Source organism: Sorangium sp. So ce119, from assembly GCF_051524405.1.
Lineage (GTDB): Bacteria > Myxococcota_A > Polyangia > Polyangiales > Polyangiaceae > Sorangium > Sorangium cellulosum_G.
The window spans coordinates 9,238,688-9,258,918 of record NZ_CP150310.1 but is presented as its reverse complement, the minus strand read 5'-3'; the positions used below and the strand labels follow the sequence as shown (position 1 = coordinate 9,258,918).

13 protein-coding genes and 2 tRNA genes are annotated in these 20,231 nt (G+C 74.1%); 13 read left to right on the top strand and 2 right to left on the bottom strand.

The annotated features are described in order from the left end of the window. Positions 1–200: 200 nt before the first annotated feature. Complete coding sequence (gene leuS, locus WME76_RS34925; RefSeq protein WP_437956522.1) at positions 201–2,762, bottom strand: leucine--tRNA ligase; 2,562 nt, start codon at positions 2,760–2,762, stop codon at positions 201–203. A gap of 1,292 nt (positions 2,763–4,054) precedes the next feature. Between leuS and WME76_RS34920 the strand changes: the two genes are divergently transcribed. Together WME76_RS34920 and WME76_RS34915 are read left to right on the top strand one after the other, a co-directional pair. Then, entirely contained in the window at positions 4,055–4,576 is a 522-nt protein-coding gene (locus WME76_RS34920; protein WP_437956521.1) for a hypothetical protein, read from the top strand. Positions 4,577–4,638: 62 nt separating this feature from the next. Beyond that, the gene (locus tag WME76_RS34915) at positions 4,639–6,108 is read left to right on the top strand and encodes a UDP-N-acetylmuramoyl-tripeptide--D-alanyl-D-alanine ligase (protein WP_437956520.1); all 1,470 of its coding nucleotides are present in this window, start codon (positions 4,639–4,641) and stop codon (positions 6,106–6,108) included. A 51-nt stretch (positions 6,109–6,159) separates the two neighbouring features. On the opposite strand, the gene WME76_RS34910 is transcribed toward WME76_RS34915, so the two are convergent. Next, positions 6,160–6,771 (bottom strand): peptide deformylase, encoded by a 612-nt coding sequence (locus tag WME76_RS34910; protein WP_437956519.1) that lies wholly within the window; start codon positions 6,769–6,771, stop codon positions 6,160–6,162. Between the two features lie 131 nt (positions 6,772–6,902). On the opposite strand from WME76_RS34910, the gene WME76_RS34905 reads away from it, so the two are divergent. The 11 genes from WME76_RS34905 (at position 6,903) to rpsI (ending at position 19,985) form a co-directional block, all read left to right on the top strand. Further along, positions 6,903–9,362: an MMPL family transporter gene (locus WME76_RS34905; protein WP_437956518.1), complete on the top strand. Its 2,460-nt coding sequence runs from the start codon at positions 6,903–6,905 to the stop codon at positions 9,360–9,362. Between the two features lie 10 nt (positions 9,363–9,372). After that, positions 9,373–10,776 (top strand): hypothetical protein, encoded by a 1,404-nt coding sequence (locus WME76_RS34900; protein ID WP_437956517.1) that lies wholly within the window; start codon positions 9,373–9,375, stop codon positions 10,774–10,776. Beyond that, the gene (locus WME76_RS34895) at positions 10,773–12,134 is read left to right on the top strand and encodes a hypothetical protein (protein ID WP_437956516.1); all 1,362 of its coding nucleotides are present in this window, start codon (positions 10,773–10,775) and stop codon (positions 12,132–12,134) included. Before WME76_RS34900 ends, WME76_RS34895 begins: the two co-directional genes overlap by 4 nt. Positions 12,135–12,500: 366 nt before the next feature. After that, positions 12,501–12,929 carry an RNA recognition motif domain-containing protein gene (locus WME76_RS34890; RefSeq protein ID WP_437956515.1) on the top strand — a complete coding sequence of 143 codons (429 nt, stop codon included), beginning with the start codon at positions 12,501–12,503 and terminating at the stop codon, positions 12,927–12,929. 343 nt (positions 12,930–13,272) lie between these two features. Further along, positions 13,273–14,547, top strand: coding sequence for an MFS transporter (locus WME76_RS34885; protein WP_437956514.1), 1,275 nt, complete (start codon positions 13,273–13,275; stop codon positions 14,545–14,547). A gap of 58 nt (positions 14,548–14,605) precedes the next feature. Then, positions 14,606–16,441 carry a glutamine--fructose-6-phosphate transaminase (isomerizing) gene (gene glmS, locus WME76_RS34880; protein ID WP_433929814.1) on the top strand — a complete coding sequence of 612 codons (1,836 nt, stop codon included), beginning with the start codon at positions 14,606–14,608 and terminating at the stop codon, positions 16,439–16,441. 126 nt (positions 16,442–16,567) lie between these two features. Beyond that, on the top strand, positions 16,568–18,403 hold the full coding sequence (locus WME76_RS34875; protein ID WP_437956513.1) for a sensor histidine kinase: 1,836 nt from the start codon (positions 16,568–16,570) through the stop codon (positions 18,401–18,403). 32 nt (positions 18,404–18,435) lie between these two features. Further along, positions 18,436–18,522 (top strand) — tRNA-Ser (locus tag WME76_RS34870). A 107-nt stretch (positions 18,523–18,629) separates the two neighbouring features. Next, a tRNA-Ser gene (locus tag WME76_RS34865) sits at positions 18,630–18,714 on the top strand. Positions 18,715–19,134: 420 nt separating this feature from the next. Beyond that, complete coding sequence (gene rplM, locus WME76_RS34860; RefSeq protein ID WP_061610066.1) at positions 19,135–19,584, top strand: 50S ribosomal protein L13; 450 nt, start codon at positions 19,135–19,137, stop codon at positions 19,582–19,584. Positions 19,585–19,592: 8 nt separating this feature from the next. Next, the gene (gene rpsI / locus WME76_RS34855; protein ID WP_020740460.1) at positions 19,593–19,985 is read left to right on the top strand and encodes a 30S ribosomal protein S9; all 393 of its coding nucleotides are present in this window, start codon (positions 19,593–19,595) and stop codon (positions 19,983–19,985) included. Positions 19,986–20,231 lie beyond the last annotated feature (246 nt).

The following is a 20,231-nucleotide window of genomic DNA, read 5'->3' as shown; positions in this document are numbered from 1 at the left end:
GCTCACGCGCACGGCGAGCGCCCGACCTCGGCGACCGCACGGCGCAGGGCGCTCCTCGGTGAGGGGGCAGCGGGAGAGCGCGCCCTCGTCGCGCTCCGGGAGAGAGCCCCCGCGCCGCCTGTGCCGAGCATCCGCTCGGGACGTCGCCGCGCCGCGGAGGCTCGTTGTCGCCGGGCGGCGCCGGAGCGTCGCCAGGAGGGTCAGCCGACCACGATGTTCACGATCTTCCCGGCGACGTAGATGAACTTCTTGACCTGCTTGCCCGCGGAGAAGGTCGCCACGCTCTCCAGGCCGAGCGCGGCGGCGCGGGCCTCCTCCTCCGATGCCGCCTTCGCCAGCATCACCCGGCCGCGGACCTTGCCGTTCACCTGCACCGGGATCTCGAGGACGTCATCGACGCAGAGCGCCTCTTCGTACGTGGGCCACGGCTCGTGGCTCAGCGAACGCTCGTGGCCGGTGAGCCGCCACAGCTCCTCCGCGAGGTGCGGGGCGAAGGGCGACACGAGGAGGATCAGCCGGAGGACCGCCTCGCGCGGCGGCGAGGGCAGCGAGCTCAGGTGGTTCACGAAGACCATCATCGCGGAGATCGCGGTGTTGAACGCCATCGCCTCGATGTCGCCGGTCACCTTCTTGATCGTCCGGTGGAGCTGTCGGCTCGTCGCGTCGTCCATCGCGTCCGAGAGCGGCCGCGTGCACGTCGCGAACACGCGATCCCGGAACCGGACCACCCCCTGGATCTGCCCTGATTGCCAGGGCTTCACCGCCTCGAGCGGGCCCATGAACATCTCGTAGAGCCGCAGCACGTCGGCGCCGTAGGACCGCACGATGTCGTCGGGGTTGATCACGTTGCCCCGCGACTTCGACATCTTCTCGTTGTCCTCGCCGAGGATCATCCCCTGATGCACGAGCTTCACGAACGGCTCGGGGTGCTTCACGCGGCCGAGGTCGTAGAGCACCTTGTGCCAGAAGCGCGCGTAGAGGAGGTGCAGCACGGCGTGCTCCGCCCCGCCGACGTAGAGGTCGACGGGCATCCACGCGTCGTAGGAGGCCTCCGAGAACGGCTCCGCGTCGTTGTGCGGGTCGAGGAAGCGCAGGTAGTACCAGCACGAGCCCGCCCACTGCGGCATCGTGTTCGTCTCGCGCGCGTACCACTTGCCGTCCTTCTGGAAGAAGCGCCAGTCCACCGCGCGCGCCAGCGGGCCCGCCGGGTCGTCGCCGGGACGGAAGTCGGCGAGCGGCGGCAGATCGAGCGGCAGGTCGGCCTCGTCGACCGCGATCGGCTGATCGTAACGGATCGTGTGCGCGTCGCCCTTCCTGGGGTCGCCGTTCGGAGCGGCGAGATCGACGGGGAAGTAGATGGGGATCGGCTCGCCCCAGTAGCGCTGGCGCGAGAAGACCCAGTCGCGCAGCTTGTAGTTCACCTCGCGCCGGCCGCGGCCGAGCGCCTCGAGGCGGGCGATGACCGCGCGCTTGCAGTCCTCGGTCTTGAGCCCGTCGAACTCGCCGCTGCGGACCGCGACGCCCGGGTCGACGTAGGCGGCCTCGAGCTGGTCGCGCAGGGCGCCGTCGGGGCTCACGACCTCGACGATCGGCAGCTCGTAGGTCCTGGCGAAGGAGAAGTCGCGCTCGTCATGACCGGGCACCGCCATCACCGCGCCCGTGCCGTAGCCGCCGAGCACGTAGTCCGCGACCCAGATCGGCACCTCGGCGCCGGTGATCGGGTGGACCGCGACGAGGCCCGTGTCGACGCCGGTCTTCTCCTTCGCGGCCGCGGCGACCCGCTCGCGATCGCTCTTGCTCGTCGCGGCGGCGACGTAGGCGCGCACCGCCTCGCGGCGCGCCTCGGACGCGCCGCCCTCGGCGCCCATGAGCCAGGCGGTGAGCGGGTGCTCGGGCGCGAGCACGACGTAGGTGACGCCCATCAGCGTGTCGGGGCGGGTCGTGAACACGCTGAGCGACCCCTTGCTCCACCCCTTGACCTCGAACGTGATGAGCGCGCCCTCCGAGCGGCCGATCCAGGCGCGCTGCATGGCCAGCGTCCCTTCGGGCCAGTCGACCAGGCGGAGATCGTCCGCCAGGCGGTCGGCGTAGGCGGTGATGCGCAGCATCCACTGCCGGAGCGGCGTCCGGTAGACGGGGTGCGAGCCGCGCTCGCTCTTGCCGTCGATCACCTCCTCGTTCGCGAGGACGGTGCCGAGCGCCGGGCACCAGTTGACGCTCACCTCGTCCTGGTAAGCGAGGCCTTTCTTGAAGAGCTGGAGGAAGATCCACTGCGTCCAGCGCACGTAGCGCGGATCGGTCGTGGACAGCTCGCGAGACCAGTCGTAGCTGAAGCCCAGCATCTTGAGCTGGCGCTTGAAGGTCGCGATGTTCCGCGCCGTCGTGTCGGCCGGGTGCGTGCCGGTCTCGATGGCGTGCTGCTCCGCCGGCAGGCCGAAGGCGTCCCAGCCCATGACGTGCAGCACGTCGATGCCGCGCATGCGGTAGTAGCGGGACACGATGTCGGTCGCCGTGTACCCCTCGGGGTGTCCGACGTGTAGCCCCGCCCCGGAGGGGTAGGGGAACATGTCGAGCACGTAACGCTTCCCGCGGGCGTTGCCCGCGCTGCGGACGGCGCGGAACGTCTCGCCCTGCTCCCAGGCGCGCTGCCAGCGCGGCTCGACCTCTGCGTGATCGTAGCGCGCGGGCTCGCGCGGCTCGTTGGAGGAAGGTTCGGTGGTACGGGGGCCCATCGTCTCGGCGGCCATATCGCGACGAGCCATAGCACTGTGCTGCCGCGGTCGACAGCCGCCCCGCGGCGGCAGGAGCTTGCCTCCCCGCGGGGGCGCCGTCGCCCGTCCACGGCGCGCGCCCTGGTCATGTCGAGAGTTCCCGGCAAGCGTGGACAGCGCCTCGGTGCGAGCTCTGCCGTCCGATGTTCCCGCGCGCGCTCACCCGCGGCGACGCGCGCGCCGTCTCGCGCGTTCGCTGGCCGGCGCGCGGCGCTCGCGTCGTCCACGCTCGCGCGCGCCGCGGCGGCGGTCCGAGATCGCGGCGCTGCGAGGCGAGCCCGGAGCGCGGGGCTCGCTGCGCCTTCGTCCGCAACGGGCGGCTGGGTCGTCGCCGTGCTGAGCGCCCCGGCGCAGCGGAGCCCCAGGGGGCGGGGCGACGCGTCAGAAGGATGGCCGGACACCAAGACTTGGAGGTAGATTGAAACCGCTGTTCCGCTTCAGTGTGAGGCAGGGGGTCCGCTGGGCGGTTCCTCCGAGGCGCGCGGATGACCGACAAACACGTTCCATGGGGAGCCCCGGAGAGTGAGATGGCGGCGCAGCCAGGCCGGCCGATCTTGTCCGCGCAAGGCGCGGGGATCCCGTTCCGGCCGCTGCCCGTGCCGCCGCTCATGGCGCCCGGGGCCTTGCGCCCGCTCGCCGCGCAGTACGCGCTGAGCCCTCACGTTCAGCAGCACAGCCCGGCCGGATACTCCGCGCCGGCACCGCCGGCGCCCGGTTTCGCCGGGGCGGCGCCGGGGTTCGCCGGGCCAGCCCCATCCGGGACGCCGCTTCCGGTGCCAGCGCCGCCAGCGCCGGCGTTCCCGGGAGCGGCGCCGTCAGCGCCGGCGTTCTCAGCGCCAGCGCCGTCCGAGGCTGCTTTCCCCGCACACACGCAGCCGCCGACCGCGAACCTCTCCGCGCGCGGCGGGACCCTCCCGCCCGGGCTCGTCTCGCAGCAGGACGTGCTGTCTGCCAGCGGCGTCTTCTCTCCGAGCGCGCTCCCGTTCGTCTCGGCGCCGCCACCGTCGGATCCAGCGCCCCCGAGCCAGATGTCCTTCATGCCGGCGCCGACAACGGAGCGGATGGGCGCGAACGCGGCGCAGCCGCCTCCACCGGCACCTCCGCCGGCGTTCGGAGGTCCCGGCTACGGCTCCGCTGGCGGTCCCCCTCTGTCAGAGCCTGCGCGTCCGCCCATGGCGTCGATGCACGCCGGCGTGCTGGAACAGGCAGGCCCGCCATCCGCCGTTGCGCCTTCGTCCACCATGAGCGCAGCGCCCAGCGCTGCGGCTCACAGCCCGCCGCAGATGGGTGGCAGGTGGGACAACGCTGCGGCGCACGGCGCGCCTCAGGCGGGTGGCAGGTGGGACGGCGCGGCGGCGCACAGCGCGCCCCAGGCGGCCGCCGGCGGGTGGGACGGCGCAGCCATGGCCGCCGAGAGCCCCTGGGCCACCACGTCGGCGCGGCTCGAGATGCCGGTGCTCCCGTCGAACTTCGTACAGGAGCGCCCGGAGCCGCAGAAGCCCGCGGCCGTCACGGCGCCGCGGCGCGAGGGCGGCAGGACGCTCATCATCGCGCTCAGCGTCATCCTGGCCGTCGCCCTGCTGGCGCTCGTCGGCATCACCGTGTGGCAGAGCATGGGCGGCGGAGGGCCCATCTCGATCGACTACACCGAGCCTCCTCCGTCGACCGCCGAGACGGCGTCCGCGCCGGTCGTGAGCGAGCCGGCAGCCCCCAGCGCGACCGCCGCGCCGCGCCCGGCCGCGCGCCCGCGGCCGAAGACCGAGGACATCTACGACGAGGTCGAGAAGGAGAAGCCGCGGCGCTGACAGCGCGCGCCGCAGGCGATTCGTTGGCCCTGCGCCCCGTTCCATGCTGGTGATCGCCCGCCATGGCGACGCCCATCCCGCAGAACCTCGCCCCCTTCACCCTCGACGAGCTGGCGCGCGCGACCGGCGGGCGCGTGCTGCGAGCCGGGCCGGCCGCGCGGGGCATCTCGACCGACAGCCGCACGATCGCGCCCGGAGCCGCGTTCGTCGCGCTCGCCGGTGAGAGCTTCGACGGCCACCGGTTCCTCGGCGCCGCGGCGCAGCGAGGGGCGGCTGCGTTCGTCGTCTCCCGCGAGGTCTCCGTGCCGTCAGAAGGAGGCGTGGTGCTCGTGGAGGACGGGCTCGCTGCCCTCGGGGCGCTGGCCAGGGCGCACCGCGAGCGGTGGCGGAGGGGCGCCCACCCCGACGGGCCGCGCGCGATCGTCGCGATCGGCGGCTCTGCCGGCAAGACGACCACGACGCGGACCATCGCGGCGCTGCTCGCGGGCGCGGGCCGCGGCGACGTGCACGCGACCACGGGCAACCTCAACAACGCCATCGGCCTGCCGATGACATTGCTCGGGCTCGAGGAGCGCCACCGCTTCGCCGTCGTCGAGATCGGCACGAACCAGCGCGGCGAGGTCGCGGCCCTCGCGCGGATCGCGGGGCCCGACCTCGCCGTGCTCACGTCGATCGGCGTCGAGCACACCGAGGGGCTCGGCACCCTGCAGGACGTCGCTGCAGAGGAGGGCGATCTGCTGGCCGCCCTGCCGACCGCGGGGACCGCCCTCGGGAACGGCGACGACGCGATGGTGGTCGAGCAGCTCGCCCGCGCCGGCGCCGCGCGGCGGATCACCTACGGCTTCGGCGAGCGCGCGCAGATCCGGATCGCGGCGCGACGGCCGGTCGGGGTCCGCGGCACCGCGGTGAGGCTCGAGCGGGGAGGCGAGCCGCTGGAGATCGTCGTCCCGCTGCTCGGAGAGGCGGGCGCGCTGGCCGCGGCGGCCGCGGTCGCCGCGGTGGAAGAGGCGCTCGGGGAGCGGCTCTCGGCGGAGCGGGCAGCCCGGGCCGCCGCGGGGCTCATGCCGCCGGGGGACGGGCGCCTGTCCGTCCGCGAGCTGCCGGACGGCACCGTGATCATCGACGACAGCTACAACGCCAACCCGCTGTCCATGCGATCGTCGCTCAAGACAGCCGTGGAGCTGGCCGGCGCGCTCGGGAAGCGGCTGGTCCTGCTGCTCGGCGAGATGCGCGAGCTCGGCGCGCTCGCGGCGGCGGAGCACGACGCGCTCGGCGCGCAGGTCGGGGCCGCGCGCCCCGCCGCGCTGATCGCCGTCGGCGGCGAGGCGTCGCGGATCGCGCGCGCCGCCGAGGCGGCAGGCGTGCCGGCGTGGTTCGCCGGCGATGCGGGCGCCGCCGCGGCCCGCGCGATCGAGGTCGTCGAGCGGGGCGATCTGGTGCTCGTGAAGGGCTCGCGCGGGATCAGGATGGAGCGGATCGTGGAAGCGCTCGCCGGGCGGGGCGCAGGCAGCGGCGGCTCGCCCGCTCCGTGAGCGCGCGTCACCAGGTCGCGCGCGATCGCCCGTCGCCGCGCCGCGCCTCCGTCAAGCGCCGAGCGCGGCCCGCACCTCGGCGACGGACTGGCTGAGCAGCGCCGGCGCCTCCTCGTTGCTGCAGAAGGAGCGCGCGATCATCCGATCGACGTACAGCGTGCCGCGGAGGTGATCCACCTCATGCTGGAGGATCCGGGCGGGCCAGCCGGTCGCCTCCCAGCGGACCTCCTTGCCCTCCTCGTCCACGCCGCTCACCTCGACCGAGAGATCGCGCTCGACAAGCGCCATGTAGCCGGGGACGCTGAGGCAGCCCTCGAAGAACGTTGCCCGCCCCGCGCTGGCCGCGCCCGGGGGCGGCGGCGCGAGGACCTTCAGCGTCGGGTTGATGATCACCTTGAGCGGGAAGGGCGCGCGGCCGCGCTCGGCGCGCTGGCCCGGCGTGAGGCGGGACATCAGCTCCTCGCTGTCCTCGAGCACGATGATCTGCTGGCCGACGCCGATCTGCGGCGCAGCGAGCCCCACGCCGGGCGCCTTGCGCATGACGGAGACCATCGTCGAGATGAGGTGCTTGAGCTGCCTCGTCCCGATCTCCTCGGGCGGGACGGGCGCGGCGGGCTTCCGCAGGACGGCTCTGCCTGCGAGGACGATCGGGGGGAGCTCCATGCCGCCGGGGATGAACCAGCGCCCCCGCGGGCGCAAGGGCCGCCGGCCCGGGACCGCGGCCCGCGTGGAGGCCCTCGCGGCGAGGCGAGGGTGAGGGTAGAGGTGCGGCGCCGGTCCCGCCCGGCCTCGCCATGGCAGCGCCCCCTCCGCCCCCGCCGGCCCGCGCAGACGCTCCGCGCCGGCCGCTCCGCCTCGTCGTCGCGCTCGCCCTCGCGGCGCTGACGATCGCCGCCTTCGCCGCCGTGACGCTGCGGCTGAAGCTCGAGCCGAACGTCGCCTCGCTGCTGCCCGAGCGCGGGGACGCCGCGGCGCTGCGCCGGTACGTGCGCGGGTTCGGGGGCGGCGACCTCGGCGTCGTGATGGTCAAGGGCGACGACCCCGACGAGAACGCCGCCGTGGCCGCGGAGATCGCGCGGGCCCTCGCGGCGCGCCCGACCGTGCAGCGCGCCGCCGACCGGATCGACGTCTCGCGCGCGCTCGATCCGTGGCTCGCCTTCCGCCACGCGGACGCGCGCGTGCGAGAGCGCCTCGCCGCGGCGCTCACGCCCGAGGGCATGCGGGAGCGCCTCGCCGAGACGCGCGCCATGCTGCTCGCGCCGGGCGGCGGCGCCGCGGCCGAGACGATCGCGGCCGATCCGCTGCGGCTCTCGCAGCTCGTCTTCGAGTCCGCGGACATCGGCTCCGGGGTGCGCACGCAGGCGGACGGCGCCTTCGCGACGGACGACGGCAAGGTGCACCTCGTCCTCGTGCAGCCGGCCGGCCAGGCGCTCCGCGGCGCCGACGCGCGCGCGTTCGTCGCCGACGCGAACGCCGCGCTCGCCCCCATCCGCGCGGCGCACCCGGACATCACGCTCGGGCTCACCGGCGGGCACGCCATCGCCGCGGCCACCGAGGAGATGCTCACGCGCGACCTCGCCGTCTCGGGCTCGCTCTCGATGCTGCTCGCCTCCGCCGTGTTCGCGCTGCTCTTCCGCCGCCTGCGCGCGCTCGCCGCGGTGATGCCGCCGCTCGTGCTCGGCACCGTCTGGACCGCCGGGCTCGCGACGGCGCTCCCGGGCGGGCTCAGCGCGATCGCTGTCGCCTTCATGTCCGTGGTCGTCGGCGTCGGCGTCGACACCGGCGTCCACGTCTACGCCGCGCTGCTCGAGGCGCGGCGCGAGGGCCTCGATCCCGAGGCGGCCGCGCGCGCAGCGCGGGCGCGGACCTCGCGCGCGGTGCTCGTCGCCGCGGTCACCGCGGCCGCGGCGTTCGGCGCCCTCGCGCTGTCGGACATCAACGCGCTCCGGCAGCTCGGGCTCCTGTGCGCCGCGGGCGAGGTGCTCACGGCGATCGCGATCGTCGTCGTGACGCCCGCCGTCGGCGCCTGGCTCGAGCGGGGCGCGCCGCCGCCCGAGGCGCCGGCGCGCTGGCCCGACGGCCTCCACCGGCTCACCCGGACGCGGGGCCGCGCGCTCGCGGTCGCGGCGGTCGCGGCGCTCCCCGTCGCGGCCGTGGCGCTCGGCGCGGCGCCGCCGCTCGCCGAGGCGATCGTCGCGATCCGGCCCGCCGCGCTCGAGCCGCTCCAGGTCCAGCAGGCGATCTTCGACGCCTTCGGCGGGCGGCGCGGGCAATGGGTGGTGCTCCTCGCGGACGGCGAGCAGGAGCGCGCCCGCGCGAGGGCCGACCGGATCGCGGAGCGCCTCGCGTCGATGAAGGCCGACGTGGAGGCCGTCGACGCGCTCACCGCGCTCGCGCCCGCCGCCTCGACCCAGGCCGCGCGGTTCGCCGCGCGCGACGCGCTCGACCTGCCCGGGAAGGCCGACGAGCTCGCGCGGGCGCTCCGCGACACGGGCTTCGCCCCCGAGCGCTTCTCGGCGGTGCTCGACGGGATGCGCGCGCCGCCGCGTCAGGAGGTGACGCTCGCCGATCTCGACCGCGGCCCCGCGTCGATCCTGCTCTCGCGCTACCTCGGGCAGGACGCGGGCGAGGCGCTCGTCGCGCTGTACGTTCGGCCGCGCGACACCGGCTCGGTCGAGCGGATCGAGCGCGCCATCCGCGAGGAGGATCCGAGGGCCATGCTCACCGGCTACACCCGGCTCGAGGCGTCGCTCCGCGAGACGCTCGCGCACGACATGCCGCGGATCGCGATCGTCGCCGGGGGGCTCGTGCTGCTGGCGCTCTCGGCCTCGCTCCGGAGCGCGCGCGACATCGCGCTGGCCGCGCTCGTCGTCGCGTCCGAGATCTCCCTCGTCCTCCTGCTGATCCGGGCGCTCGGCATCCCCCTGCACGCGTACGACGCGCTCGTCATCCCGGTGCTGCTCGGGATCACCGTGGACGAGGGCATGTTCCTGCTCCACCGCGCCCGCGACATCGAGGCGGCGGGCGGCGGCGACGCGGTGATCCGCGAGACGCTGCGCCACGAGGGGCCGGCCATCGCCGCCACCGCCCTGACAACGGCCGCGGGCTTCTCCGCGCTCGCCTTCTGCAGGTTCGACGGCCTCCGCGATCTCGGCCGCGTCGGCGCGCTCGGCAGCGCGGTCGGCCTCGTGGTCGCGCTCCTCGTGGTGCCGGCGGGGCTGCGGCTCTGGCCCCGGGGCCACCGACGCGCGTAACATCACGGCGTTGTCGCCCCGGCGCCTCCTCCTCCTCGCTCTCCTCGCGCTCGCGCGCCCGGCCGCGGCCCAGCCGTCGCCCGCCGCGCCGCAGCGCCCCGCGGCTGCGCAGGCGCGCCCTGCGGCGCCGCCGCGCCCGGCCGTCGCCCGCGCCGTGGACGCGCTCGCGCGCTCGCTCGGCCCCGTGGCCGGCCGCGCGCTCGTCGCCGCCGCGCCGCTCGTCTCCGACGCGCCGGCGCCGCGCGGCGCCCAGCTCGCGGCGTCGCTCGCCGCCCAGCTCGCGGGCAAGCTCGGCGAGGGCGCGCGGGCGCAGAAGGACCCGATCCCGCTGCCGCTCGCGCGCGAGGCCGCGCGCGACGGCGCGGCGCTCATCCACCTCACCGTAGAGATCGCGGCGGGGCGGCTGCGCGTCACCGCCGACGTGTACCCGGTGCCGCGCACCGTCTGGGCGCGCATCCGCGATCCGGAGCCGGGGCCCATCGCCCACGCCTACGCCGAGGCGCCCCTCGACGCGGAGATCCGCAGCTTCCTCGCGCCGGTCCCGCTCGTCGCCGCCAGGGTCGACCGCGCGAAGAACTTCGAGGGCGACGTGGTCGCCCTCGCGTGCGGCGATCTCGACGCCGACGGCTCGCTCGAGATCCTGAGCGTGAGCCGCCGGCGCGTGACGACGCTCCGCCTGCGCGGCGGCCGCGCCGTGCCGCTCTCGTCGCGCTCGTGGCCGGACGTCGTCGCCGTGCACCCGTCGCCGCTGCGCGAGCCGCTCGCGTTCGCCACGCTCGTCGAGCGCGAGCGCGACGGCGAGCTCCTGCCGCCGTTCGCCGACGTCGGGCTCACCGATCGCGCGCGCAGCGTCCGCTTCGACGGCAAGCTCCAGGCGGTCGCCGAGCTCCCCGGGCTCGCGGTCCCGGACGCGGGCGGCTCGGCCTGCACGACCACGTGGGGCCCGCTCCTCACCGGCCCGCTCGGACCGTGCGCCCCGGCGGATCCGCCGCCGGCGACCGCGGCGCTTGAAGGCCGGTACGACGCGCTCGCGTCGGCGAGGCTGCTGTCCGCGCGGGGCGAGCCGTTCACGGTCTGGGCGACGCGCGAGCGCGGCGCGGTCGAGCTCCGGGACAGCGCGGGCCGTCGCAGGGTCGTGGGCAGCGCCGGGGCGCAGCTCGCGCTCGGCGATCTCGATCAGGACGGCGAGCCCGAGCTGCTCGCCGCCCTCGACGCGCTCGACCCGCTCGAGGACGCCGTCGTTGTCTGGTCGTGGCGGCGCCGCGAGGGCGCCCCGGATCGCGCGGCGCTCCAGGAGATCCTGCGCCTGCCGGCGCCGGCGGGGGTGCGCGCGCTCGCGGTCTGCCCGCCCGACGGCCCCGGGCGCGCCCCGTTCGCCGTCGCGACGGCCGACGAGATCTGGGTGGTGCGGTGAGCCGGTCGCTCCCGCGCCGCGCCTTCCTCGGCGGCGCCGGCGCGCTGCTGGGCGCGGCGGCCCTCCCGGACCGCGCCCTCGCCATGGGGCGCACGCCGCTCGGCGGCCGCATCTCGATGCACCTGCCGTGGCCGACGAGCTCGCTCGACCCGCACGACCTGAGCGACCCGGCCGCTGCGCTGTTCGCGCCGGCGATCGCCGACAGCCTCTACGGGGCCGACGCGTCCGGGAACCCGTACCCGACGCTCGCGTCCGCGCTGCCGTCTCGCGAGGGGGACGCCGCGGTCGTGCGCCTGCGCGAGGGCCTGCGCACCGCGCGGCTGCTCAAGCTCGACGGGCGCGACATCGTGAGCTCCGTCGAGCGCGCCCGCGCTCACGGCGCGGCCGCGGCGCTCGCCGACGTCCCGAGGCCCGAGCGCCACCCGAAGGACCCGCTCGCCGCCGTGTTCCCGCGCGCCGACCCCGGCCGCGTCGCCCGCGCGCTCGCGTCGCCGATGGTCGCGCTCCTGCCGCGCAGCTTCGACCCCGCGGCCCCGGACGGCACCGGCGCGTTCCGGGCCGACCTCGGCCCGCGGCAGATCACGCTCACGCGCAACGACGTCGCCGCGCGCGGCGCCGCCTTCCTCGACGCCATCGAGGTGATCCGCTCCGAGGATCTCACGACCTCGCTGCGCGCGTTCGAGGCCGAGCGCGACGACCTCGGCTGGCTCGGCGCCGGGCTTCACACGAACCGCCGCGGCGCCGTCCGCTTCGATCTGGGCGTCGCCGGGTGGATCGTGCTCACCACGGGCCCCGACGCCGGGCTCTTCGGCCAGCCCGGCGTCGCGCAGCGGCTCGTCGACGCGCTGCCGCCCGAGCGCCTCGCGCACCTCGGCCTGGTCGGCCTCCCGAAGGCGCACGGCGATCCCGCGTGGGGCGGTCCTCCGGCGGAGCTCCTCGTGGATGAGTCTGCCGCGCACCTCGTCGAGGTCGCCGAGGCGGTCGCGCCGATCCTCTCCCGGCCCGGGCATGAGGTCACGGCCGAGCCCGTCTCGCGGGCGGAGCTCGGGCGCCGCCGCGCCCGGGGCAAGGCGACGCTCGCGATCGAGCTGGTGCGCCCGCTCGGCCCGGGCCCCCTCAACGCGCTGCTCGCGCTCGCGACCGCCGACAACCGCGGCCGTGCCCTCGACCTCGCCCGGCACCCGCCCCGGCTCGCGCCCAGCGCCGCGCCGCGCTCGCTCACCGCGACGCTCCGCCTCGGCGTGGTCGCCGAGGTCAGGATCGCGGGCGGCGTGATGCCGGACATCGCGCTCGCGCGCGGCGTGAGCGGTGAGGGCTGGGATCTCGGCGCCACGTTTCGCCGCTCTTCCAGGCGCTGACGCGATCCTACGTGCAACCCGAGGCGACGGACAGGGCGGACGCGGCGGCCATGACGGACGCGACCGCATCGCACTGTTCCGGACGTCCGGGCGGGCGGCGCGACGATGGGGCCTGCTTCGAGCGCTTGCGCCGAGGGGACATTTGGTTACTATCGGCTGGTCACGAACGTCACTGGCACTCGACACGACGCTTCTCTTCTCGGGGATCGCGGATTGATCGCGGACTGGACGACGCAACGTGTGGCGCATCGGGGGCTCCTCCCCGGCGCCGCCCTCCCTCGATCCCCCACGGCTCCATCGGGGCGGCAGGGCAATTGTTCGGCACCGAAGCTGACATCTCGCAGAGCCGTGAAGTGAATCAGTGTCATGGGTACTCGCCTCTACGTTGGTAATCTCCCCTTCTCCGCCACCAAGGCCTCCGTGCAGGCTGCGTTCGCCCAGAGCGGCGAGGTGACGGATGTGCACATCGTGACCGACCGCGAGAGCGGGCAGTCGCGGGGTTTCGGGTTCGTCACGATGGGCACGCCTGAGCAGGCCCAGCAGGCGATCGAGCAGATGAACGGCGCCATGATGGACGGCCGTCCGCTTCGCGTGAACGAGGCGGAGGAGCGGGTCCAGCGCGGCGGTGGTGGTGGCGGCGGCGGTTACGGCGGCGGCGGCGGCGGCGGTTACGGCGGCGGCGGCGGCGGCGGTGGTCGCGGCGGCCGCGGCGGTGGCGGCGGCGGTTACGGCGGCGGCGGCGGCGGCGGTGGTCGCGGCGGCGGCCGTGGCGGTCGCGGCGGCGATCGGTACTGAGCTCAGCCAGGTAGGTCGACGTTGATGCGGCGGCGCCTCTCCCCAGAGGCGCCGCCGTTTTCATTGGTGCGCCGCCGCTCCGCGGCGCGCTTCGCCGCGCGTCTCGTGGTCCTCCGTACCGGTTGACCCCTCCGCCCTGTCGGTCGTCACCGTGATGCGACGATGATCCCGAGCGGCTTGCCGATCACCAGGCCGCGCCGCGCCTGCCCGAGCAGCGCGAGCGGTCCGGCTCCGTGAGCGGGGGAGCTTGCCTGTACGTCGCGCGAGGGTCAGAGACCGTCACGCTGGCCGGACCTCGCGCTCGGGGCGCGTCAGCTCACCGCCGATGCCATCGTCTCTTCCTTTGCAGCTCAAACCATCTCCGCGGGCGATCTCGCTCTACTACTTCGGCATCTTCGCCGTCCTCGGCGTGTACCTGCCGCTCTTCCCGAGCTGGCTACAGGCGCAGGAGGTCCGGGGCCTCGCCATGGGGGCGATCGCGGCGACGCTCCCCGCGATGGGCCTCATCGCCCCGCCGGTGTTCGGCTTCATCGCCGACTCGCTCGGCGTGCGGGTATGGCTGATCCGCGCGGCCTGCGCCGGCGCTCTCGTCGCGTTCGCGCTGCTCGCCCTCTCGTCGGCGCTGGGCGTCGCGCTCGGCTTTGGCGGCCTCTTCGTCGCGGCGCTCGCGTTCGCGTTCTTCCGAGCGCCGATGTTCACGATGGCCGACGTGGTCGCCATCGAGACGTCGCTGAGCTCCGGGATCGCCTACGGCAGGCTCAGGCTCTGGGGGTCGATCAGCTTCGCGCTGATGGCGATCGTCGGCGGGGCGCTCATCGACACGGCGCGGCCGGCGGCGTTCCCCGCCACGATGACCGCCGCGCTGCTCGCCGCGTTCGCCGTCTCATGGACGCTGCCGGCGGGCGACGAGGCCCCCTTCCAGCGGCCCCGCCAGCAGCGCGGCGCGCGCGAGGCCGCAGACGCGGCGAGCGCGCCGGCCGCTGAGGATTCCGTGCAGCATCGCGCCCGCGCCCTCCTCCGGAGCCGCGACTTCCGACTGTTCCTCGCGGCGTCGTTCCTGGCCCAGAGCGCGAACTCTTCCTATGACCTCTGCTACACGCTGCACCTGCGCGACGTCGGCTTCCCCGAGTCGCTGGTGGGCGTCGCGTGGGCCGTGGGCGTCGCCGGCGAGATCGCGCTGATGGCGTTCTCCGGCCCCCTGCTCCAGCGGTTCGCGCCGCCGACGCTGCTCGCGGTCGCCTTCGCCGGCGCCGCGCTCCGGTGGGCGCTGCTCTCGAGCGTGCGGTGGTGGCCCGCCCTGCTCGCCATCCAGCCGCTCCACGCCGTCTCGTTCGCGATGATGTGGGTCGCCTCGCTCGCGTACACGAGGGATCGCGCTCACCCGCAGATCCTCGCCACGGCGCAGGGGCTCTTCTCCGCCAGCGCCGGGGCGGGGTCCGTCATCGGGATGCTCGTGTGGGGCGAGCTCTACAAGCGCGGGGGCGGCTCCCTGACGTTCGGCGTCGCCTCGATCACGGCATCGAGCGCATTCGTCCTCGCTGTGACCTTCGCGCGGTCGACGCGACGTTCCTTGTCAGGGAGCTCAGTTTTTTCTGCCAGCTCTCAGTACCAGGAGTAACGTGAGCTGTTCCGCAGCACGCGGTGGCGCGCGCGGGCATTACCTGAACGAGGCGAGCATGTGCGGGATCGTCGGATACGTTGGGTCAAAAAAGGCGGCGCCGATCATCGTCGAAGGGCTGCGCAAGCTGGAGTACCGGGGCTACGACTCGGCCGGCATCGCCATTCATGACGGCAAGGGCATCGAGATCGTCCGGACGCTCGGCAAGCTGGTCAAGCTCAGCGAGGCGCTCGAGAAGCGGACGCTCGACGGCACCACCGGCATCGGCCACACGCGATGGGCGACGCACGGCCGCCCCAGCGAGGTGAACGCCCACCCGCACTCCGCGGGCCCGGTCGCCGTCGTTCACAACGGCATCATCGAGAACCACGTCGCCATCCGGCAGCAGCTCGAGGGCCAGGGGGTCAAGTTCCTCTCCGACACGGACACCGAGATCGTCGCTCACCTCGTCCACCGCGAGCTCCAGAAGGGCGCGAAGTCGCTCTTCGAGGCGGTGCGCGGGTCGCTCCGGCAGGTCCACGGCGCCTACGCGATCGCGGTCGTCTCGCGCGACGAGCCCGGCGTCATCGTCGTCGCCCGCTACGGCTCGCCGCTCGTCGTCGGCACCGGCGAGGACGAGATGCTGTGCGGCAGCGACATCCCGGCGCTCCTCTCGCACACCCGCGACATGATCTTCCTCGAGGACGGCGACATCGCCGAGCTGCGCGCGAGCGGCGTCCGCATCGAGACCGTGGCCAGCAGCGACAAGGTCGAGCGGCGCGTGAAGCGCATCGATTGGAGCCCCGTCCAGGCGGAGCGCGGCGGTTACAAGCACTTCATGCTGAAGGAGATCCACGAGCAGCCTGACGTCGTCGAGGCGACGCTGCGCGGCAGGATCGATCTCGCCGCCGGCGACGTGCACGCGACCGAGATCGGGGTCACGCCCGAGTTCGCGAAGGAGCTGCGCCGCGTCTACATCGTCGCCTGCGGCACGAGCCACCACGCCGGGATCGCCGGGCGCTACTGGATCGAGCAGATCGCCCGCGTCCCCACGGTGGTCGAGCTCGCGAGCGAGGTGCGCTACCGCGAGCCGATCTTCTTCCCCGACGACCTCGTGATCGCCATCAGCCAGTCGGGCGAGACCGCCGACACGATCGCGGCCCTCAAGGCGGCGAAGGCGCAGGGCGCCAAGGTGCTGGCGCTCTGCAACGTGCTCGACAGCGCGATCCCGCGCCTCTCCGACGGCGCCCTCTACACGCACGCGGGCCCCGAGATCGGCGTCGCCTCGACCAAGGCGTTCACCACGCAGCTCGCCGCGCTGCTCCTGCTCGCGGTCTACCTCGGCCGCCGCCGCGACGCGCTCTCGGCGGATCGCGGGCGCGAGATCCTCCAGGCCCTCTGGGAGATCCCGAGCCACATGCGCGAGGTGCTCGGCGACGCCGACTACGTGCATGCGATCGCGAAGCGCCTCGTGCACGCGAAGGACGTCCTCTTCCTCGGGCGCGGCCTCGGCTTCCCCATCGCGCTCGAGGGCGCGCTCAAGCTCAAGGAGATCTCGTACGCCCACGCCGAGGGCTACGCGGCTGGCGAGATGAAGCACGGGCCGATCGCCCTCATCGACGAGAACCTCCCCGTGATCGTCGTCTGCCCGCGCGACGCGCACTACGACAAGACCTTCTCCAACCTGCAGGAGGTCCGGGCGCGCGAGGGGCAGGTCGTCGCGATCGCCACGAAGGGCGACGAGTCGATCCTGGAGATCGCGCAGCACCACGTCTGGATCCCCAAGGTGCCGGACGAGGTGGGGCCGCTCCTCACGGTGCTCCCGCTCCAGCTCATCGCCTATTACGTCGCCAACCTGAAGGGCAACGACGTCGACCAGCCGCGCAACCTCGCGAAGACGGTCACCGTCGAGTAGCGGCGCCTCCCGTGGGAGGGCTGCTCCGGCGTGGCGAGCGGCCCTCCTGATCTTCACGGGCGCGACCGGATCAGCCGGCGAGCCCGCGTCCGCGCGCCCGATCCGGGCCGCGGCTATGCTGCGCGCATGCGCATCCCCGGCAGAACAGAGCGGCGGGTCGTCGCGGCCATCCTCGTGACCGCGCTGATCCCGCTCGTCGCGAGCATCGTCGTCGCCAGGACGGTGATCGCGCGGGTGTCGGCGACCGCGTTCCAGCCCGAGTTCGGCGTCCACCTCGATCGGGCGCTCGGCGTGTACGCGGAGCTCGCCGCCGCCATCAAGCAGGGCATGCGCTTCGAGGCCGACGCGATCGCCGCGGCGGACCCGCTGCGCCAGAGCGCCTTCGCCGGCGACCCGCGGCGCCTCGACGCCGAGCTCGCGCGCGTCGTCGCGGCCCACCCCGCGCTGGTCTCGCTGCGCGTCGAGCGCTGCGGGGGAGAGGTCGCCGGCGCGCGCGAGCGCGGCCGCCCGGTCGATCCGGCGCGCGAGAAGACGCTCACGGTCCGCAAGCCGATCGAGCGCGCGCCCGGCGCCCCCGTCGCGACCGCCGAGCCCGCGCCCGACGACGGCGCGTGCGACGGCGACGTCGACGCGCGGACCCTCGTCGCGACGTTCGCCACGCCGAGCGCCCGCTTCGACGAGCTCGAGTCGGCGCAGGCGTTCGCGCAGGCGTACCGCGCGATCGAGCGGGAGCACCGGAAGGAGTACCTGGACGAGAGCTACGGCGACGCCTTCGCCGCGCTGCTCGGCGCGACGATCGTCCTCGCCGTCCTCGCCGGCGTGCTCGTGGCCCGCCCCGTGGTCGATCGCATCGCGCGCCTCGCCGCGGCGACCCGGCCCGTCGCGGAGGGCGATCTCTCGGTGCGCGTGGCGCTGCAGGGCAACGACGAGGTCGCCGATCTCGGCCGCGCCTTCGATCGCATGCTCGAGGAGCTCGAGGGCAGCCGCGCGCGCATCGAGTTCCTCAAGCGGATGGGCGAGTGGCAGAAGATGGCGCGGCACCTCGCGCACGAGATCAAGAACCCGCTGACCCCCATCCAGCTCGCCGTCGAGGAGTGCCACCGCCGGTACTCGGGCAGCGACCCGGCCTATCAGCGCCTGCTCCAGACGACGCTCGAGGTCGTCGAGGAGGAGGTCGGCACGCTGCGCCGTCTCGTCGGCGAGTTCTCGAGCTTCGCGCGGCTGCCGCAGGCGGAGCTCGAGCCCTCGGATCTCGCGGAGTTCCTGCGCGAGCAGGGCAAGCGCTTCGCGGCGGTCGAGGAGGCCGGGCGCGAGCACGCGTCGGACGAGGCGCTGCTCGGGCGCGTCGATCTCGAGTTCGACGTGCCGGACGCCCCGATGCCGGCCGCGCTCGATCGGGAGATGCTCCGGCGCGCGCTCGGCAACATCGTGCGCAACGCGGCGCAGGCGCTGCGCGACGCGCAGCGGACCGCGCCGGGCGGCGCCGCGGCGGAGCGCGCGGGCGCTGGCCTGTGGGGCAAGGTCCGCGTCTCGGCGCGGAGCGAGGGGCAGAGCTACATCATCGCGGTCGACGACGACGGCCCGGGCATCGATCCCGCCGTGCGAGACTCGGTGTTCGATCCGTACGTCACGACGCGGTACGACGGCACCGGGCTCGGCCTGAGCATCGTGAAGAAGATCGTCGTCGACCACGGCGGCACCATCGGCGTGCTCGAGTCGCCGCTCGGGGGCGCGCGCTTCGTCATCCGGCTCCCGCGCGCGGGCACGCCTGCGGCGCGCGCCGCGCTCGGGGCCGAGGGAGAGGGCGCACCGCGCGAGCCCCCGCCCGCCGCGGGAGCGCCGGAAAGCCCGGCGTCGCGCGGGCGCGAGCCCCTCTCCGGGACCGATCGCGAGGCGGGGGCGGGGGAGGCCTCGACAGCGAAAGCGCACCTCCGGAGCGGTCGATGGTCAGGAGATGCTTGACCGACCGCCCCCACTTTGACATGTTCGCCCGCGGAGAGGTGACCGAGAGGCCGAAGGTGCCTGATTCGAAATCAGGTGTACCCGCAAGGGTACCGCGGGTTCGAATCCCGCTCTCTCCGCTACGCTTGGCTGCTTGCCCCAGGTGAACCCGACGGGCTCTGACCGCCCGCTCCCACGTGAGCGGCGCGGGTCCGGCAGAAGCGAGGCGCGCGTCGAAGAAGTATCGGGAGAGGTGACCGAGTGGTCGAAGGTGCACGACTGGAAATCGTGTGTACGGCAACGTACCGCGGGTTCGAATCCCGCCCTCTCCGCTGGACCGAAGAGTCCGTCGATTCCTGATCGTGAGCTCCTCTGAAGGGAGCCCGCAGGACATCTTCGCTTGATGTGCCCGCCTGCCAGCGGCGTTCGCGCCCTGCCGCAGGTGGCCCGGATCGATGCCGGGCCCCTGGGAGCGTCGCTTCGACCCGAGGTCCACGGGGTCGCCGCTTCCTCGGCCGGCGATGCGGCTGAGGCTGCGGTATGCCCCGAGCGGCGAGCAGAGCGGCAGAGCGCTGCGAAACTACGCGAACCAAGCGAACGAGACCGGCGCCAGGTTGCGGACCGGCGCGCTTGACCAACCTCCCCGGCGGGACGATGGTCCATCAGAAACCAGAGACGCTTGACAGGCGGAGGGCCGCCTTGTACAAGTGGCGCCCCTTTTTGGCAGGCGTCCTTCCGGAGTTTTTCGCCCAATGAATCCTCAGCCCAAGTCCTTTTCCGCCAAGCCTGCGGAGGCCCGCAACGAGCGCACGTGGTGGGTGATCGACGCGGAAGGCAAGCCCCTCGGCCGCCTTGCCAGCCGCATCGCCATGGTGCTGCGCGGCAAGACCAAGCCCACGTTCACGCCGCACGTCGACACCGGCGACTTCGTGATCGTCGTGAACGCCAAGAAGGTCCTTCTGACGGGTCGCAAGCTCCAGCAGAAGAACTACGTGCGGCACAGCGGCGAGCCGGGCGGCTTCCGTTCCGAGTCGTACGGTCACCTGCTCGAGCGCAAGCCGGAGCTCCCCATCCAGAAGGCCGTGAAGGGCATGCTCCCGAAGAACGTGCTCGGGCGCGAGCTCCTCACCAAGCTCAAGGTCTACGCCGGTCCCGATCACCCCCACGCGGCGCAGAAGCCGCAGCCTCTTAGCTACAGCTGAGCAAAGCCATGACGGAAACGAGAACGTACGCCACTGGGAAGCGTAAGACCGCGGTCGCGCGCGTCTTCCTCTCGCCGGGCACCGGCAACATCAAGGTGAACAAGAGGCCCGCAGACGAGTACTTCGTCCGCGAGACCTCGCGGATGGTGATGAGGCAGTCGCTGGAGCTGCTCGAGCTGCTCGAGCAGTTCGACGTCAACGCGACCGTGGTCGGTGGCGGCCACAGCGCGCAGGCCGAGGCGATGCGGCACGGCATCGCGCGCGCCCTGTGCGAGCTCGATCCGGAGCGCAGGTCGTCGCTGAAGCGCGCTGGCTTCCTCACGCGCGACGCGCGCAAGAAGGAGCGCAAGAAGTACGGCCAGCCCGGCGCCCGCAAGCGCTTCCAGTACTCGAAGCGCTAGCCGTCGCGGCTGCTGCCCCGCGGGGCGGACGCCATGGCAAGGACAGCGAGGACGCGAGGGGTCAGCCCTCGGCGTCCTCGCTGTTTTTGTTCATCTGGCGTCTGCACACAGACCGGAGGCGCGAAGGCCGAGGCCTCGATGCTCTTGGTGCGACTGACGCCTGCGCGCAGACCGGAGGCGCGGAGGGCTGATTTTGTGACGTCTTCGAGGCGCCGGGCGTCCGCAGAGAGGCCGGCAACGCGAAGG

What these genes read in the sequence shown, in the direction of transcription:
- rpsI (WP_020740460.1), top strand. Translation starts at nt 19,593, where the DNA reads ATGACGGAAACGAGAACGTACGCCACTGGGAAGCGTAAGACCGCGGTC.
- glmS (WP_433929814.1), top strand. Translation starts at nt 14,606, where the DNA reads ATGTGCGGGATCGTCGGATACGTTGGGTCAAAAAAGGCGGCGCCGATC.
- WME76_RS34875 (WP_437956513.1), top strand. Translation starts at nt 16,568, where the DNA reads ATGCGCATCCCCGGCAGAACAGAGCGGCGGGTCGTCGCGGCCATCCTC.
- leuS (WP_437956522.1), bottom strand. Translation starts at nt 2,762, where the DNA reads ATGGCTCGTCGCGATATGGCCGCCGAGACGATGGGCCCCCGTACCACC.
- WME76_RS34905 (WP_437956518.1), top strand. Translation starts at nt 6,903, where the DNA reads ATGGCAGCGCCCCCTCCGCCCCCGCCGGCCCGCGCAGACGCTCCGCGC.
- WME76_RS34920 (WP_437956521.1), top strand. Translation starts at nt 4,055, where the DNA reads ATGGGTGGCAGGTGGGACAACGCTGCGGCGCACGGCGCGCCTCAGGCG.
- WME76_RS34890 (WP_437956515.1), top strand. Translation starts at nt 12,501, where the DNA reads ATGGGTACTCGCCTCTACGTTGGTAATCTCCCCTTCTCCGCCACCAAG.
- WME76_RS34910 (WP_437956519.1), bottom strand. Translation starts at nt 6,771, where the DNA reads ATGGAGCTCCCCCCGATCGTCCTCGCAGGCAGAGCCGTCCTGCGGAAG.
- rplM (WP_061610066.1), top strand. Translation starts at nt 19,135, where the DNA reads ATGAATCCTCAGCCCAAGTCCTTTTCCGCCAAGCCTGCGGAGGCCCGC.
- WME76_RS34915 (WP_437956520.1), top strand. Translation starts at nt 4,639, where the DNA reads ATGGCGACGCCCATCCCGCAGAACCTCGCCCCCTTCACCCTCGACGAG.